Below are 16194 nucleotides of genomic sequence, written 5' to 3' on the forward strand. Positions count from 1 at the left end.
TGAAGCGCTGCGGACACGGCTTCCGCAGCTTCGAGCACTACCGGCTCCGAGTGCTCCTCCATGCCGGCGGCGTCACCTGGCCGTCGCAACCCCAGCCGCCCAGGATCAGAACCCGCTCTCCCCACTCATTCGCGTAGAGCCGGTTTATCGGAAGATGATCACCCTGCCGATTGGCAGGGTGAGTGGGCAGGCCCTTGGCAAAAGCCTGAGATTAGGAGGAACGTCGGGCAGCGAAGCGAGAGATCGCCCGTCACCGCTCTTCACTCAGGGCCGATGAACCGTTGCACGACTTGGGGAAGTGGCCGCGGTTCCGGCCGTCGCCCGCGGTCGGCGCACAAACCAAACCTGACCTTGACGGTCGGGATTAAAACCTGATCAGATAAGTCAGGTTTCGTATCCCAGCCGGAGGTCCTTGTGCGCCGCCTTCTCACCTTCAGTCTTGCCGGGTTGGTGGCCCAGCTCGTCGACGGCTCGCTGGGGATGGGCTACGGCGTCACGTCGACCTCGTTCCTGGTCACCTCGGGCACGGCGGCGGCCCTGGCCTCGGCCAGCGTCCACCTGGCCGAGGTGGGAACGTCTCTGGTGTCGGGCGTTGCGCACCATCGCTTCGGCAACGTCGACTGGCGGGCCCTGCGGTGGATGGCCGTCCCCGGCGCCTTCGGCGCCTTCCTGGGCGCCACCGTCTTGAGCTCGCTGTCGGCCGACACGGCCAAGCCGTGGGTCGCCGTCGTCCTCGCCGTCCTGGGCGTCTACGTCCTGGTGCGCTCCCGCTCGGGGCGCAGCGTCGGCGAAGTGGTCGCCAACCGTCCGCACGGGAAGCGCTTCTTCGCCGCCCTCGGCGCCGGCGCCGGGTTCCTCGATGCCGCGGGCGGTGGGGGCTGGGGGCCGGTGGGCACGTCGACCCTGCTGGCCGCCGGGCGGATGGAGGCCCGCCGGGTGATCGGCACGGTGTCGGCCAGCGAGTTCCTGGTGTCCCTCGGCGCCAGCGTCGGCTTCCTGATCGCGCTGCCGTGGAAGCAGATCGACCCCGTCCTCGTGGGTGCCCTGCTGCTCGGCGGTTCCGTGGCGGCCCCGTTCGCCGCCTGGCTCACCCAGCGCCTCGACCAGCGCACGTTGGGCACCGCCATCGGCGGCTTCATCGTGGCCACCAACGCCCGCACCTTGGCTGGCGTCCTCGGCGTCCGGCCCTCGATCCTGGCCGCGGCGTCGGTGCTGCTCGCTGCCGGTTGGGCTGTGCTGGCGCTGCGCCTCGCCGTGGCGGCACGCCGGGCCCCACTGCCCGTGCACGACGCCGTGGGCTGATCCGACCGGCGCCCTCGTTCGCACGCGAAAGAGGGCGACGAGTCGCCTCGCCGCCCTCTTCGTGAAACTGGAAACGTCAGCGGACGGGCGCCACCGAGATGATGGGGATCGGCGGCGGGTTCGACCCCAGCGAGCCGACGAACGCCTTGTTGGAGAAGTTGAAGATGCCGCCGTCGCTGGCCACCATCAGGTAGCCGTTGCCGTAGGCGACCATGCCCACCACCGGCTTGTTCAGCGGTGTGCTGCCCATCGACCCCTTGAAGTTGGCGTTGAAGGAGAACACGCCGCCGTCGCCTGCCACCAACCAGTACCCGGCGTTGTCGGGGTCGGTGGCCATGCCGTTGACCGGCTGGTTGAGCCGCTTGCCGCCCATCGAGCCGTAGAACGGGGTGTTGAACGAGAACACGCCGCCGTCGGACGCCACCATGTAGTAGCCCGTCCCTGCGCCGGTCACGTTGGAGTCGAGCACGGGGCCGTTGAGCACGATGCCCCGCATGTCGCCCCGGAACACGGCGTCGCCGAAGGTGAAGGCACGCCCTCGGTCGGTGAAGATGTAATAGCCATTACCCGACTTCGTTCCCGCGATGCTGGTGGTCTGCTCACCCGGCTGCAGCCCCGTGGCGTTGCCGTGCCATCCGGCGGAACCGAAGGCGAACACATGGCCTTGGTTGTCGACGACCCAGTAGCCCGCGTTGTCGTTGGGCCGGGCGTCGATGTCGGTGGCGATGGCCCCACCCACGTTGGCATCGCCGTAATGCCGGGCCGCCCCGAAGGCGTAGACGACCCCGTCCTCACGCAGCATCCAGTAGCCGGAGCCGCCGGTGCCGGGCGCAGGCGGCTGCCCCTTCCAGATCGGGCCGATCATCACCTCTTCAGGAGCGGCGTCGATCGGGCACTCGCACGTCTCGGCAGAGGGGTTCTCGTCCCAAAGGAAGAGCACGCCAGCGTGCGTGCGCGACGGGTTGCCGAAGCAGCTTGGCGCGAACGACGTGCTGTAGGTCTTGTTGCCGTCCCAGCTGCCCGCGACTTGGCAGGTCGTGACCTCGTCGGACAGTCGCACGACTTGGGCGATCACGCTTGTGCCGTCGTTGCCGTAGAACACCCCGTAGTCGAGGGTGCCGTCGTAGGTGTGGTCGAAGAACCAGCCGATCACGCTCGCCCCGTCGACCCAGTTCGGCGACGTGCCCGGGTTCGAACTGCACGCCGAGGTCGCGGAGACGTCGACCGTAGAGCCGTAGTTCACGGCGAACGACCTGATGTCGCCTTGGCAGTACGGCACGTCGCCGGCGGCGTCGCCCGACGAGCGGACCTCGGCGGCACTGACCGTGCCGTCACCGCCGCCCGCTCCGCCCCACGACGCCGCAGCCACGAGGCGATCGCCGGCATCTCGAAGACGGGCCTCGCCGCCGGTGTCCGCCGAGGCAGTGGGCGCCGGCACGGCGATCACTGCAAGAAGGGTGAGCGCGCTCGCCGCCCCGATAGCAATTCGTTTCACAAGAACTCCCGCGTCTCCCGTCCGAGCACTGCGCCCGGAGGGCATGAGTTGCCGAGAGTACCGGCGGCGCGAGCCGTGTCAACCCCTACGCGTCCATGAAGAGTGGTTCTGTGACCGATATGTCACCGCCTGCCGGAAACGCACCCCCCGGGATCGTCGCTCCGTGCAACGAACTGGCGGGCACTGGTCCGCGGGTGCTCGCGTTCCTGGAAGCGTCAGAAGGAGTTGTACGCGCGTGAGCGAGATCGCAGTGATCGGGACCGGGTACGTGGGGCTCACCACGGGCGCCTGCCTGGCCAAGTTGGGCCACGACGTGACCTGCGCGGACGTTGTGCCCGAGAAGGTCGAGCTGCTCAGGTCCGGGCGCATCCCCATCTTCGAGGCGGGCCTCGAAGCACTTGTTCGAGAAGGCATCGACGGCGACCGCTTGCGCTTCGTGCTCGGGCCTGCAGCAGCGGTCGCCGAGGTCGAGTTCGTCTTTCTGTGCGTGCCCACGCCGCAGCGCATCGACGGCAGCGCCGACATCAGCTACATCGAGGACGCGGCACGGGAGATCGGGCCCCGCCTCCGCTCCGAGGCCGTCGTCGTCAACAAGTCGACGGTGCCCGTCGGGTCGACCCGTGTGGTGGAAGCGGCGCTCGACCGCGACGACGTCTTCGTGGCGTCGAACCCGGAGTTCCTTCGCGAAGGATCGGCGGTGCACGACTGCTTGAACCCCGACCGCATCGTGATCGGCACCGAGGACCAGGCGGCGGCGTTGCGGGTGGCGTCGTTGTTCGAGCAATTGGGGGCGCCGTTGATGGTCACCGACCCAGCGTCGGCCGAGACGATCAAATACGCCTCTAACGCCTTCCTCGCCACCAAGGTTTCGTTCGTCAACGCGATAGCCAACCTGTGCGAGGCAGTGGGTGCCGATGTCCGCGACGTGGCGCTGGGCATGGGTTACGACCGGCGCATCGGTTTCGAGTTCCTCAAGCCCGGCCCCGGGTGGGGGGGCTCGTGCTTGCCCAAGGACACCAAGGCCCTCGTGCGCATCGGTGAAGAAGCGGGCTACGACTTCTCGTTGCTGAAGGGCGTCGTGTCGGTCAACGAGGAGCAGTACGAGCGGGTGACCGACAAGATCGTGCGCATGGCGGGGGGCTCGGTGGACGGCAAGACCGTCGCGTTGTGGGGGCTGGCGTTCAAGGCCCGCACCGACGACGTGCGGGAGTCGCCTGCGCTCGAGGTGGCGGCACGCCTCGTGCGCCGAGGTGCAACGGTCAAGGCCTACGACCCTGCGGTGCAGCGGCCGCTCGACGGCATCGAGGTGTGCGGGGACGGCTACGCGCCGTGCGAGGGAGCCAGCGTGCTGGCCGTGCTCACCGAGTGGGACGAGTTCCGTTGGCTCGACCTCGCCAAGGTGTTCGCGCTGATGGCCGATCCCCGGATCGTCGACGCCCGCAACCTGTTGGAGCCGGCTGCGGTACGGCGCCATGGCTTCCTCTACGACTGCCTGGGCCGGGCCTGATGGCGCGAGTCGTCGTCACCGGTGGAGCCGGTTTCCTGGGCTCGCACCTCTGCGGACAGCTGTTGGTCCGCGGCGACGAAGTGGTCGCCGTCGACAACCTGGTGACGGGGTCGCTCGACAATCTCGACCCACTGCTCGGCGATGCCAGGTTCACCTTCGTCCACCACGACGTCAGCACCTTCGTGCACGTGCCCGGTCCGGTCGACGCCGTGCTTCACTTCGCCTCGCCCGCCTCGCCCGTCGACTACCTGGAACTGCCGATCCAGACCCTGAAGGTCGGCAGCCTCGGCACGCACAACCTGCTGGGACTGGCCAAGGACAAAGGCGCTCGCTTCCTGCTCGCCTCCACCAGTGAGGTCTACGGGGACCCTCTGGAGCACCCGCAGACCGAGTCGTACTGGGGGAACGTCAATCCGGTCGGCCCCCGTGGCGTGTACGACGAAGCCAAGCGTTTCGCCGAGGCCATGACGATGGCGTACCACCGGGTCCACGGTGTCGACGTGCGCATCGCCCGCATCTTCAACACCTACGGCCCCCGCATGCGTCGTGACGACGGGCGGGTGGTGTCGACCTTCGTCGTGCAAGCGTTGGAGGGCAAGCCCGTCACGGCTTACGGCGAGGGCAGCCAGACGCGAAGTTTCTGTTACGTCGCCGACGCCGTGCGCGGCATCCTCGCCTTGCTCGACGGCGACACGATCGGCCCCGTGAACATCGGCAACCCCAAGGAGTTCACCATCCGCGAGCTCGCCCACGTGGTGGTGGAGGTCACGGGATCGTCCTCGCCGATCATCGAGCAACCGCTTCCGCAGGACGATCCCAAGCAGCGCCGTCCCGACATCACGCTGGCCCGCGAGGCGCTCGGTTGGGAACCGAAGGTGGCACTGCGTGAGGGCCTGGAGGCGACGGTGGAGTTCTTCCGGCGCCAAGGGCCGGCCCGCTGACCGGCGCTATGCAGCGACGAAGGCGAGACGGTCGCCTCCAGGCGACCAACTGACGCCCGCCAGCGTGGTGCGTGACGGGCTGTCGACGAGCCGACGTCGACCGCTGCCGTCGCTTTCGACCACCTCGATGTCGGTGTCGATGCGCCCGGTGGCGTCGTGGCGCCGCTGGTCGATGATCGCCATGCGCCCCGTCGGCGAGAAGGCCGGCGCCACGGCCCCCGTGGCGACCACTCGCTTGTTCGCCCCGTTGGCGCCGATGACCGACGTGTTGCCGTTGTCGCACCACGTCACGAGCCCCTGGCGAGACCAGTCCACGGGCCAGCCGACCTCGGCGGTGTCGGTCAGGCGACGGTCGCCGGAACCGTCGGCCGCCACCACGTTGATGCCGTTGCTCGCCGCGTAGCTGTTGAGCACGAAGTTGGTGTAGGCGATCCTGCCGCTGTCGGGTGCCCACGCCATCTCGCCCTTGGCCCCGTGGGCGACTGCCCGCTCGACTCCGGCCGCGTCGCGCACGACGAGGTCGTCGTGGTTGTCGTGCGTGCGCAGGAAGGCGAGGAGCTTGCCGTCGGGCGACCACCGGGGCTTGGCCGCTTGGTCCGCCAACGTGGCGACGGGCCCGCCGCCGACGGGCACGGCGAGGATGCGGTAGCGACCGTTTGCCGCGGGCGCCTGCACGGCGACCCGGGCGCCGTCGGGCGACCAGCGGGCATCGCAGCACACCGGGCCACCTGCGTCGAGGCGTCGGAGCCCCGACCCGTCGACGCGCACCACCCACAGCCCGCTGTCGCGAGTGAAGGCGACCTGCGTGCCGTCCGGCGACCACGACGGTGCACCGACACCGCCCGACGACGCGGTGGCGACCTTGACGATGCCGGCGCCATCGGCCCCGGCCACGTAAACCCCACGACCCTCGACGCGTCCGACGGGCCGGACAGTGGTGGTCGTCGCCTTCGGGACAGCCGCGGTGGTGCTCGTCGGCAGCGCCGCCGCCGTGGTGGTCGTGGTGGAGTCGTCAGGCTCCTCGTCCGCCGACGTCGTGGTGGTGCTCACGTCGCCGGTCGCCACCTGGCTCACCGATCCCCCGTCGTCGACCGTCGCCAGGGCGACCAAGTCGAAGAGGAAGAGGGCGACGACGGCCACGGCAACTCTGCGCACGTTGTCGAAGGTACCTGGCACGCCTGCGAATTCGTCCCCGTACGGGCGGAATCAGACAGTGATTCATCAATATTGACTATCCAGATTTGTCGCCCGAACGGCCACGCTGTTCGTGGGGAGGCGACGATCCTCGGGATGAATTGGTCACTGCACCCGAGAGAAGCCAGGTGAACCCGGCCCCGCCAAGTCAGGAGGACATGGTGCAAGGGTTCCGGAACCGATCAGCAGGACGGGCATGGCGGGGCGTGGCGATTGCCGCCTTCGTATTTGCCCTCTTCCCTGTCGGCGGGGCGCCTGCCCAGGCGGCCAACCCCAGCGCCGACCTCGACCAGTGCGAGAACGGCAAGGCCGCCACACCCAAGGCGTGCGACTGGGTCAACGGCAACCTGAACGAGAACAACTCGCATTACGGCGAAGGTGACTCCGTCCCCTATCGCATCGTGTTCTCCAACCTGGCGGCGTCGTCGTCCCACACCGTCACCTTCGAGTGGGACACGACCAAGAGCGGCAAGCACGCCCTCGACTACCTCACGTCGTTCGACCGCACCGAGACCACGGCCAACCCCTGTGCGGGCGTGGCCGGCTGCTCCCTCGGCGCCGCCTCCACCTACCCCATCCCCGACGACCCCAACGTGGGCCCGCAGGTCGCAGGCGCCTTCAACATGTGGAACGGGACCGTCACGGCGCACTCGCCGTATGCCGTCACCGGCTCCTACGCAGGCGACAGTTCCACCAGGATCACATTGACGTTCACCGCGGCAACGACGTCGCCGGTCGTGCTCGCTTTCAGCGGCCACATCGCCACCCGCCTCGACTGGGGCCCCAACAGCTCGGCATCGGGCATCTCGGGCTCGCCGTACCACTTGCGCCTGCTCGGCCTCGACGGCGGCGGCGGCAACCAGGACCGCTCGCTGAGCGCCGCTGCGGTGATCTTCGAGAGCTCGATCACCATCGTCAAGCAGGCCACCCCCGAGGGCTCCCGCAGCTTCGGCTTCACTGCCTCCGACGGCCTCGGAACCTTCGACCTGGTCGACAACGGCACGGCCGCGAACACCAAGAAGTTCTCGGGCCTCACCGACTTCTACACGACCACATCGAAGGCGACCTACGACTTCACAGAGACGGTGCCGACCGGGTGGCAGCTCACTTCGATCACCTGTAGCAGCGGCGCCGACGTCACCACCAACAAGGCCACGGCCACCGTCTCGGTCAAGTTGGCCGAGGGCACCGATGTCACGTGCACCTTCAACAACGCCGACGTCGTGCCGACCATCTCCGTCACCAAGACGCCCACCCCGTCGACGGTGACCGAGCCGGGTGCCGACGTGAGCTTCGCCGTGTCGGTCACCAACAACAGCGCCACCGAGCCGGTCACCCTCAGCGACCTCGACGACTCCGACTTCGGCGACGTCACCGCGGCCGACACAACGACGTGCGCGGTCCCGCAGACGATCGTCGCGGGAGCCACATACTCCTGCGCCTTCACCGGCGCGGTGACGGGCAACGCGGGCGACCGGCACACAAACGAGGTCGACGCCACCGTCACAGACGCCGAGGGCAACAACATCACAGGCGATGCCACGGCCGACGTCGACGTCGTGAACCGCAACCCCGACATCAGCGTCACCAAGACGCCGTCCGTCTCCTCGGTGGTGGAGACGGGTGCCAACGTGACCTTCACCGTCCGCGTCGACAACGACACCGCCGAGGCAGTTTCGCTGACCGACCTCGACGACTCCGACTTCGGTGACATCACCGCGCTGCCGACAACCACGTGCGCGGTGCCGCAGGCCATCGCGGGCGACGGCTTCTACTCGTGCACGTTCACGGTGGTGGTAAGCGGCGACGCGCCGACAGCGCACGAGAACACGGTGACCGCAGAGGCAAGCGACAACGAGGGCAACCAGGCCGACGCCACCGCAACCGCCACAGTGGCGCTTACGGACGCCCTGCCCGCCATCACCGTGACCAAGACGCCGAACCCGTCCTCCATGCCGGAGCCCGGCGGCGACGTCGACTTCTCCGTCGCCGTCACCAACGGCACGGCCGAGCCCGTCTCGCTGTACGAGTTGACCGACGACGACTTCGGCAACCTGGCGGGCGACCCCCGCATCAGCGCCTCCAACTGTGCGCTGCCATCGGCGATCGCCGGCAGCGGCACATATACCTGCATCTTCACGGCGGCCGTGAGCGGCGACCCCGCCACGCCGCAGGCCAGCAGCGTGACTGCGAAGGCTCGCGACGACGAGGTCAACGAGGCCTCGAACACGGGCTCGGCGTCGGTGACGTTCACCGACGTGGCGCCCGTCATCTCCGTGACCAAGACGCCCCGCACGACGTCGGTGGAAGCGCCGGGCGGCGACGTGGTGTTCGACGTGGTCGTGACCAACCAGTCGGTCGAACCCGTCACGCTGTACGAGCTCACCGACTCGGTGTACGGCGACGTCACGGCGTTGCCGACGACGACGTGCGCCCTGCCCGCGACGTTGACCAAGCCGGGTACCTACTCGTGCTCGTTCACCGCCTTCGTGGCGGGCACCGGGGGCACCAGCCACGTCAACGTGGTCACCGCTCGGGTGCGCGACAACGAGGGCGGCACAGCCTCGAACACGGGCTCGGCCTCGGTGGCCGTGACCGAGGCGCCCGCAGTGGTGCTGGGCGTAACAGAGGAGCGCCCCCGTGTCGTCGCCGGCGTCGAGCTGCCTCGCACCGGCCGCGAGCTGGCCCTGTGGGCCTTCACGGGCGGGGCGTTCATGGTCGTCGGCTTCGGCTTCGTCGTCGCCGGTCGCCGTCGGCGGCTTGCGTCCTGATCCCCGTCCGCCACGCCCTCGCCGTCGCCCTGGCGGCGACGGTCGTGGCCGTCGTGGGCCTGGCGTGGTTCCTGGTGGCGTCCGCCGGTGACGACGCCAAGGCACCGTCACGTCCTGAGGTCGCGTTCGTGTCGGCTGTGCGTGCCCAGCCCGTCCCGGTGTCTCTCCAGCGCAGTGCAGACGCCGACTTGGTCGCCTTGGGCCGTCGTTTCTGCGAGGGCCTGCGGCGTACCGGGAGCTCGCTGGCCGTGGTCTTCGAGGACCAGTTGGCGGGCCGGGTCTACGACGGGCAGAGCCAGGTGGTCACCGCCGCCCGGCGCCACCTCTGCCCGGAGTTGCCCGACCGCGACAGCTAACCGGCCGAGCCATCCTTGCGCCGCAGAAGCTGGGCGGCAGGACCGTCGTCGCGCAGTTCGAGGGTCTTCTCCAAGTGCACGACGGTGCCCGCCTCCGGCTTGGAGATGAACTCGATCCGGTCGACGAGCGCCCGCATGAGGAAGACACCACGGCCGCCTTCCGAGACGAGGTCACCCGTCATGTCGGCCAGTGACGCCGAGTCGAAGCCGTGGCCGGTGTCGACCACGCGGATGACGCACAGCTCCCCGTCGACGGTGACGTCGATCCGGTACTCGTCGCCCGGCCCCGAGTGCTCGAGCACGTTGGTGCAGGCCTCGGTCAGGGCGATCTCGATGTCGCTGCGGCAGTCGGGCTCGACGCCGACCTCGTTGAGGGCGTCGCGGCAGATGTGACGGGCAATGGGGATGCTGAGCTCGTCTCTCGGCAGGGTCAAGCCAAGCGTTAACTCCACAAGGTGCGGCCTCCTCGGCGTGTTGCCGTTTCATGTGCCCGGGTCCCGCCGGCCCGACACCTGCAGCCTAGGCTCGCTGCGTGGATTCCCCGCCCCTCTTCGAGGTCGACAACGGCCCTCGCCGGGTCAGCTTGGTGCGGCTCAGCGGCGAGATCGCCCGGTCGCTGGCGAGTATCGGCCGCATCGCCGTAGAGGGCGAGGTCGTGCGGCCGTCACAGCATCCCGGCGGCACCTATTTCACCCTGCGCGATCGAGCCTCGCAGCTCTCCGTCCGGTGCCCGGCCAACCGGCTCGCTCGATGCCGGGTGGTGGCGGGGGAGCGGGTGGTGGTGACGGGTGCGCCGACGTGGATGAACGAGCGGGGCCAGCTTCAACTGGTCGCCGAGGAGGTCGCTCCGGTGGGCGCCGGTGCCATCGCCGCCTTGCTGGCCGAGGTGCGGGACCGCTTGGCCGCCGACGGCCTCATCGGGCGGGCGCCTCGCCCCATCCCGCGGCTGCCGCAGTCCATCGGGGTGGTGTGCGGATCGGAAGCCGCAGTGCGGGCCGACATCGAGTCGGTGGTTGCGGCCCGCTTCTCCGGCTACCCGGTCAGGTTCTCGGAGACCAACGTGTCGGGACCGGGCGCCGCCGACGCCATCGTGCGAGCGCTCCAGGCGCTCGACGAGCGGCCCGAGGTGGAGGTGATCATCCTCGCTCGTGGCGGGGGCGACGCCGCCCAGATGTTGCCGTTCTCCGACGAGTTGCTGTGCCGGGCCATCGCCGCCACCCGGGCTCCCGTGGTCTCCGCGGTGGGCCACGAAGGCGACCGTCCCTTGTGCGACCAGGTGGCCGACCTGCGCTGCGGCACGCCGTCGATCGCCGCTGCGGCCGTGGTGCCCAGCCGTGCCGAGCTCGAAGCCGAGGTGGCAGCGCTACTGGCGCGGGCGGCGGCGACGCTCGACGTGCGGCTGGCGCAGGCTGCGGAACGGCTGGGACGCATCGAGCCGAGAGCGGCGCTGACGGCGGGCCTGCGCGCGGCGACCGATCGCCACGAACGCGCAGGGTCGCGCCTTGCCTTGGTACACCCGGCTCGTCGCATCGCCTGGGGGGCCGAGAAGCTGGCGGCCGTGCACCGCCACATCGAAGCCTTGTCACCGGTCCGGGTGCTCGAGCGCGGCTACGCCGTCGTGCGCGACACCGACGGGAAGGTCGTCCGGGCCGCCGATGCCGTCACGGTGGGCGCCGCCCTCGACATCCAAGTGGCCACCGGCCGCATCGCGGCGGAGGTCACCGCATGACGACCGCCGACGAAGACCTCACCTTCGAACAACTCGTGACTGCCCTGGAGCAGCTGACCGAGCGCATGGCCGCCGGCGATATCGGCATTGAGGAAGCCGCCGACCTCTACGAACGAGCCCAGCACCTCCACGCCCTCGCCGCCGAACGCCTGGTCCGCGTGCAACAACGCGTCGAGGGCCTCGCCACTCCCGAAGGGACTTAGGGGCAGAAATCGAAGCCCGGGGGTGGCGGGTACAACTGGGCGAAGTCGTTGCAAAGCTGTACGTGCGTGAACACGCTGTTGTTGCGCTCGTCGCCTTCCAGGACCGTGTTCTCCGGGTCGGCGATGGTCTCCAGCAGGTAGAACCCGTCGGGCACCCCGGTGATCTCCACGTACTGGCCTTCGACGTGGGCCGCGTAGATGTCGGCCCAGCCCTTTGAGATGCCTTGCACCATCTCGACGCCTGTCGAGAGATCCGACGGCACCTGGCACTGCGGGTCCTGGTAGTGCGGCTCGTCAACGCTTCCCGGCTGCCCCGCCCACCGGTTCTCTACGTCGACGACGCAGAACCCGTTCTTTCGACCGTCGCGTACGGGCTCGACACCAAAGCGCGTCCCGGCCTGGTCCGACGCCCACAGGCGGGTGAGGCCGAAGCTCTTGTAATGGAAGTGCGCGTGGGCAGCGTGGAACTCGTAGTGGTCCGCCAACCGGTCGCGCGTCGTGCCGTCGCTCCGGTAGATCCGTTGGCGAAGCTCTTGGGTGCTGAGCAGGGTTTCGATGCCGTAGCGGATCTCGAAGGGACCGTCTCCGAAGTTGGCGATCGTCTGATCGAACCGTAGGCATCGACGGGCGCCCTGTTCGACCATCTCCACCGGCTGGCAGGTCACCGGGCCACCCGTGGCCACCGTCCGCGTCGAGATGGGGACGAGATCGGGCAGCAGGTCACGAACCTTGGGCTTGGCGGGCGCCGACGGAGAGCCCAAAGCGAGGAGCAGCATCGTCAGGGCTACGACCGAGAACGAGCGGCGAGACACCCTGCGCTACCTGCTTTCGACCGCTCGCTTACGGCGACGCGGCGCAACCGGCTCGGGATCGGCGGCGACGCCTGCCTCCGCATCGCCGAGGTAGCTGGCGATGAGGTTGGGGTTGTCGGCCATCTCCTTGGAGTTGCCCTCCAACACCACCTCGCCCTTGTAGAGCACGTAGGCGCGGTCGGTGTGGGCGAGAGCCATGTGCACGAACTGCTCGACGAGCAGGACGGCCGTGCCCTCCTGGTTGACGCCGTCGAGGATCTCGAACAGCTGCCGCACGATCATGGGAGCCAGGCCGAGCGAGAGCTCGTCGATCAACAGCAGCTTGGGCGACGACATGAGCGCCCGGGCTACGCCGAGCATCTGCTGCTCGCCGCCGGACAGGGTCCGGGCCACCTGAGAGCGCCGCTCCCGCAGGCGGGGGAAGTGGTCCATCACCTTGTCGAGCTGGCGCTTGTAGTCGCCCTTGTCGCGGCGGCGGGTCCAGTGGCCGTACTTGAGGTTCTCTTCGACGGTCAGCGACGGGAACAGGTCGCGCCCCTCGGGCAGGTGGGCTACGCCCCGGTTCACCAGCTTGTAGGCGGGTACGCCGTCGATGCGCTGTCCTTCGAAGGTGATCGACCCCCCTCGGGGCGTCAAGAGCCCGGAGACGGTGCGCAACGTCGTGGTCTTGCCCGCGCCGTTGGCGCCGAGCAAAGCAACCATCTCACCCTGCTCGACGTGGAGCGAGAGCCCTCGAAGGGCCTGGATGGCGCCGTAGGCGACGTCGAGGCCCTCGACTTCGAGCAGCGCCATCAGGCGTGCACCTCCTCGGGCTCGGCCGCTTCGTCTGTGGCCTCTTCGCCCAGGTAGGCAGCGATGACCCGCGGGTCGCGCTGGATGTCGGCAGGCGTGCCCTCGGCCAGCAGGGCCCCGTACTCGAGCACGTACATGTAGTCGGACACCGAGGTCACCATCTGCACGTCGTGCTCGATGAGCAGGATGGTGACGCCCAGGTCGCGCACGAAGCGCAGGATGTCGGCCAGTCGATCGGTCTCGGTGTTGTCGAGGCCGGAGGCGGGCTCGTCGAGCATCATGAGGCGCGAGCCGGTCACCAGCGCTCGGGCGACCTCCACCATGCGCAGCACGCCGAAGGGGAGGTCGGCGACGATGCGATCGAGGTACTCCTCGAGCTCGAGAAGTTGCGCCACCTGGCGCACCTGGCGACGCCCGTCGGCCTCGGCTTGCAGGGTGGCGGGGCCGATGAAGAAGTGCGACAGCAGGCCCGACTCGTTGTGGACGTGGGTGGCCACGAGCAGGTTGTCGAACACCGTCAGCTGCGGCAGGAGCTGAATGGCCTGGAAGGTGCGGCCGACGCCGAGGCGGGCCCGCTGGTCGACGGTCCAATCGGTGACGTCGCGGCCGTAGATGTAGACGCGCCCGGCACTGGGGACGTTAAGGCCTGCGATGGAGTTGAAGGTGGTGGTCTTGCCTGCGCCGTTGGGCCCGATGAGGCCCACGATCTCGTGTTCGCGCACGGTCAACGTCACGTCCTTGACGGCGACGAGGCCGCCGAACTGCACTCGCACGCCGTCGGCCTCGATGAGGATGCGGCGGTCGTCGCGCTCGGGTGGCAACTGGCGGGGAGGGAGGTCGATGGTCCGCCAGGTAACGGCTTCGGTGGGGAACAGCAAGGGCGTGTGGTCGATGTCGCCGTGGTCGCCGGTGCCGTTCCCGTTGGTCGAGGGCCGTGCCCGCGTGGGGCTGACCAGGCTGTCGATGTCGAGGCGCTCCTCGACAGGCACGGCGCCGCCCGTGGTGATTCGGGCCAGCACGCTGCGCAGGGGGCCAGGCAGCCGATCGGTCCACGGGCGAACTCGGGTCGCCTCGCCCTCCTCGCCCGGACCGACGTCAGAAGGTTTCCGCTGCGTCACGTCACGCATGCGCCCGTACATGCCGCGCCCGGCATCGGCAACGGCGCTGCGCACGGGCTCGAGGAGCTTGCGTGCGCCGGCCCGTGCCTGATCGATCTGGGTGCCGAAACGGGCTTGGATGCCCGCGGGGATGGCGGCCAACCCACCCCGGTAGAGCAGGAGCACTGCGGTCAGGAGGACGGGCGGGACCACCTCCAGCCATCCGGCAAAGGCTTCGAAGCGGAAGAACAGCTCGTTGAGGGTTGCGAACAGGATGGCGCCTGCCACGGCCCCGCCGAGGCTCGACAGCCCGCCCACTACCGCTATGGCCAGAAAGAACAGCGACACCTCGACCTTGAAGCTGTCGGCGGTGATCGACTGGTCGCGCACCAGCAGGAGGTTCCCGGCGATGCCCGCCAGCGCGCCGGAGACGCCGAAGGCAACCAGCTTGGTGCGCACCACGCTGATCCCGAGCGAGGCGGCTGCCACCTCGGAGCCGCGCACGGCAAAGAAGGCCCGCCCCGTCTTGGAGTCGCGCAGGTTGGCCACCAGGTAGATCGAGGCCGCCACGATGGCCCATGCGGCGTAGTAGTACGTGCGCCGAGCGGTCCAGTCGAAGTACGGGAACGTCCCCTTTTCGCCAAAGGCGAAGACCTCGACTGAGCCGTTGCGGGTGAACCACTTCTGGCGGAAGAGGAACTCGCTGGCCATCCAGGCGAAGATGATCGTGGCGACGGCCAGGTACAGCCCACGCACGCGAACGGCGACGATGCCCAGGACGAGGGCCACCGCCCCTCCGGCGATCGCCGCCCACAGGATGTTGACCGGGAAGGTCACGTGCCAGCCGTTGACGACATGACCGCTCACGTAGGCGCCGACGCCCACGATGCCGGCGTGGCCGAGCGAGATCTGCCCGACCCAGCCGACGAGCACGACCAACGAAACGGCAACCAGCGCGTAGTACGCCGCCAGGTTGGCCGTACCGATGAGCGAGAACGAGACGAAAGGCAGCCACGGGAAGGCAAGGGCGGCGACCACGGCCGCTATCGCGCCGGGATGGCCGAAGGCCCGCCACTCGCGTCCCTGCACCTCGGTGCCGCTCACAGGGCCCCTCCGCGGACATCGGTCGCCACGTAGCGCTCGCCCCGGGCGGCCATGACCGCCAAGGCCAGGATGGCCAACAACAACTGGCCACTGCCGGGGACGGCCTGAAGCGAGGGGATGGCAGGCACCATGCCGACGGTGACGCCCACGATGGCTGCGCCGACCAGCGCCCCCGGAAGGCTGCCGAGCCCACCGATAAGGGCGGCGACCAAGGCGGGAACTGCCTGGAGTGACAGCACCACCGGGTGGAGGATGGTCACCGCAGCGAGCAGGATGCCTGCGATGGCGGCGGTGAGCCCACCGAGCGCCCAGGCTGCCGAGGTGGCCAACTGCGGGTTCACGCCCATGAGGCTGGCGGCCCGGGCATTGTCGGCGGCTCCCCGCATGGCCAAGCCCACGCCCGTGCGCTGCAGCAGCATGTAAAGCGCGCCCGCCACCACCAACATGACCACGAAGAGGCCCACGTCGCCGTACTTGATGGCAGACGTGGCGACCCGGAACTCGCCCTCGGGGAAGACGGCGTCGGCCTTCTGGCCGCCGGTCCCCCAGATCTTCCCGGCCATGGCGACCATGAGGCCGAGAGCGGCCACGGTGCCGACCGTCTGCGCGGTGGTGGAGACAGAGCGCAGCGGGCGCACGAACACCCGCTCGATGCCCCAGCCCAGCCCGCCGCCCGCCAGCACGGCCAAGAAGACGGCGAGGAGCATGGGCGCCCCCCAGTTGATGAACGTGTGCACCAGGTACGCGGGCACCATCGCCATGGCGCCGTGGGCCAAGTTCAACACCTTCGACGCCCGGTAGATGACCACCAAGCCAAGCGAGAACATGGCGTAGGCGCCGATGAGCGGCAGTGACAACAGCAGGAACAGCAGCAGTCGGGTCATCGGGGCC

Annotated in this window: 14 protein-coding genes; 7 read left to right on the top strand and 7 right to left on the bottom strand. The window is 69.1% G+C overall.

Annotated features, from left to right (window positions below):
• Nucleotides 1-414 precede the first annotated feature (414 nt).
• Complete coding sequence (locus tag VM938_04600) at nt 415-1302, top strand: sulfite exporter TauE/SafE family protein (GenBank protein HVF74305.1); 888 nt, start codon at nt 415-417, stop codon at nt 1300-1302.
• A 76-nt stretch (nt 1303-1378) separates the two neighbouring features.
• On the opposite strand, the gene VM938_04605 is transcribed toward VM938_04600, so the two are convergent.
• Complete coding sequence (locus tag VM938_04605; GenBank protein HVF74306.1) at nt 1379-2749, bottom strand: hypothetical protein; 1371 nt, start codon at nt 2747-2749, stop codon at nt 1379-1381.
• 283 nt (nt 2750-3032) lie between these two features.
• On the opposite strand from VM938_04605, the gene VM938_04610 reads away from it, so the two are divergent.
• Entirely contained in the window at nt 3033-4304 is a 1272-nt protein-coding gene (locus VM938_04610) for a UDP-glucose/GDP-mannose dehydrogenase family protein (GenBank protein HVF74307.1), read from the top strand.
• Entirely contained in the window at nt 4304-5245 is a 942-nt protein-coding gene (locus VM938_04615; GenBank protein ID HVF74308.1) for a UDP-glucuronic acid decarboxylase family protein, read from the top strand. Before VM938_04610 ends, VM938_04615 begins: the two co-directional genes overlap by 1 nt.
• A gap of 6 nt (nt 5246-5251) precedes the next feature.
• Here the strand turns inward: VM938_04615 and VM938_04620 are convergent, their stop codons facing one another.
• Nucleotides 5252-6400: a hypothetical protein gene (locus VM938_04620; protein ID HVF74309.1), complete on the bottom strand. Its 1149-nt coding sequence runs from the start codon at nt 6398-6400 to the stop codon at nt 5252-5254.
• Nucleotides 6401-6645: 245 nt separating this feature from the next.
• Between VM938_04620 and VM938_04625 the strand changes: the two genes are divergently transcribed.
• Both VM938_04625 and VM938_04630 read left to right on the top strand, forming a co-directional pair.
• Nucleotides 6646-9210 carry a hypothetical protein gene (locus VM938_04625; GenBank protein ID HVF74310.1) on the top strand — a complete coding sequence of 855 codons (2565 nt, stop codon included), beginning with the start codon at nt 6646-6648 and terminating at the stop codon, nt 9208-9210.
• Between the two features lie 44 nt (nt 9211-9254).
• Nucleotides 9255-9566, top strand: a complete 312-nt coding sequence (locus tag VM938_04630; GenBank protein ID HVF74311.1) for a DUF732 domain-containing protein — start codon at nt 9255-9257, stop codon at nt 9564-9566.
• Here the strand turns inward: VM938_04630 and VM938_04635 are convergent.
• A complete protein-coding gene (locus VM938_04635; protein ID HVF74312.1) occupies nt 9563-10018 on the bottom strand; it encodes an ATP-binding protein in 456 nt (151 codons plus the stop codon). The two genes, VM938_04630 and VM938_04635, sit on opposite strands and share 4 nt — an antisense overlap.
• A gap of 80 nt (nt 10019-10098) precedes the next feature.
• Here VM938_04635 and xseA point away from each other — a divergent pair, with 80 nt between their 5' ends.
• Both xseA and xseB read left to right on the top strand, forming a co-directional pair.
• On the top strand, nt 10099-11295 hold the full coding sequence (gene xseA, locus VM938_04640; GenBank protein HVF74313.1) for an exodeoxyribonuclease VII large subunit: 1197 nt from the start codon (nt 10099-10101) through the stop codon (nt 11293-11295).
• A complete protein-coding gene (gene xseB, locus VM938_04645) occupies nt 11292-11498 on the top strand; it encodes an exodeoxyribonuclease VII small subunit (GenBank protein ID HVF74314.1) in 207 nt (68 codons plus the stop codon). The genes xseA and xseB overlap by 4 nt, the downstream gene beginning before the upstream one ends.
• On the opposite strand, the gene VM938_04650 is transcribed toward xseB, so the two are convergent.
• From VM938_04650 to VM938_04665, 4 genes are read right to left on the bottom strand one after another with little or no spacing between them, the layout of a single operon-like run.
• Nucleotides 11495-12310, bottom strand: a complete 816-nt coding sequence (locus VM938_04650) for a lysyl oxidase family protein (GenBank protein HVF74315.1) — start codon at nt 12308-12310, stop codon at nt 11495-11497. The two genes, xseB and VM938_04650, sit on opposite strands and share 4 nt — an antisense overlap.
• 6 nt (nt 12311-12316) lie before the next feature.
• Complete coding sequence (locus tag VM938_04655) at nt 12317-13096, bottom strand: ABC transporter ATP-binding protein (protein HVF74316.1); 780 nt, start codon at nt 13094-13096, stop codon at nt 12317-12319.
• 5 nt (nt 13097-13101) lie between these two features.
• The gene (locus tag VM938_04660) at nt 13102-15303 is read right to left on the bottom strand and encodes a branched-chain amino acid ABC transporter ATP-binding protein/permease (GenBank protein ID HVF74317.1); all 2202 of its coding nucleotides are present in this window, start codon (nt 15301-15303) and stop codon (nt 13102-13104) included.
• Nucleotides 15300-16187: a branched-chain amino acid ABC transporter permease gene (locus VM938_04665; GenBank protein HVF74318.1), complete on the bottom strand. Its 888-nt coding sequence runs from the start codon at nt 16185-16187 to the stop codon at nt 15300-15302. Before VM938_04665 ends, VM938_04660 begins: the two co-directional genes overlap by 4 nt.
• Nucleotides 16188-16194: the final 7 nt, after the last annotated feature.

This window comes from Acidimicrobiales bacterium (genome assembly GCA_035536915.1).
Taxonomy (GTDB): domain Bacteria; phylum Actinomycetota; class Acidimicrobiia; order Acidimicrobiales; family JAHWLA01; genus JAHWLA01.